Consider the following 813-nt stretch of genomic DNA (forward strand, 5'->3'; position numbering starts at 1 on the left):
AGATGCCACCGGCCGAGCCGCCGACCACCGTCACGTTCCTGGGATCGCCTCCGAAGGCGGCGATGTTGCGCCGAACCCAGGCCAGGGCGGCCATCTGGTCCATCAGGCCGTAGTTGCCGGTGGCCTCGTCGGGATGTTCGGCGCTGAGCGCCGGATGGCCGAAGAACCCGAACCGGCCCAGGCGGTAGTTGAAGGTCACGAACACCAGGCCGCGCCGGGCCATGGCGTCGCCCCAGGTCTCTGGCGAAGACGATCCGCCGTTGGTGAAGGCCCCGCCATGGATCCAGACCATGACCGGCAGCCTGGAGTCAGCCTTGGCGCTCGCTGGTCGCCAGACGTTGGCGAACAGGCAGTTCTCCGACTGCGGCGCGGGCGGAGGCGACCCCGGCATCCGGCCCTGGACGCAGTCCGCCCCCTTTGCAGAGGCGTCGCGGGTTCCGCTCCACCGCGCGGCTGGCCGGGGCGCTCGCCAACGCAGATCTCCTACGGGGGCGGCCGCATAGGGCACGCCCTTGAAGGCTGTTACGCCGTCGGCTGTGACGCCCCGCAACGCGCCCGCCTCGACCCTGGCGACCGGCCCCGCCAGGGCCGCCGCCGCCAACAGGACCGTCAGGCTCATCGGCCGCCCGCCTTCAAACTGACCTTGGCGACCAGATCGCGAGAGCCCGCGGCCTTGCCCACATAGACATCATAGGCGCCGCCCGCGCGCCGCCAGGCGCCGCCCTTGACGTCGTAGGACGCCAGGAGACGCGGATCGGCGGTGATGGTCACTTGGCGGCTCTCGCCGGGTTGCAGGGTCACGCGCGTCCAGCC

The 813-nt window shown here is 71.6% G+C and carries 2 protein-coding genes; both read right to left on the reverse strand.

All coding sequences use genetic code 11. From position 1 onward, the window contains the following. Window positions 1-619: carboxylesterase family protein (locus J7528_RS23655; RefSeq protein ID WP_291879745.1), on the reverse strand; the 619-nt coding region annotated here is incomplete at its 3' end. Further along, on the reverse strand, window positions 616-813 hold a 198-nt coding region (locus J7528_RS23660; protein ID WP_291879748.1), incomplete at its 5' end, for a fibronectin type III-like domain-contianing protein. The genes J7528_RS23655 and J7528_RS23660, both read right to left, overlap by 4 nt.

The organism is Caulobacter sp. (assembly GCF_017744445.1).
Lineage (GTDB): Bacteria > Pseudomonadota > Alphaproteobacteria > Caulobacterales > Caulobacteraceae > Caulobacter.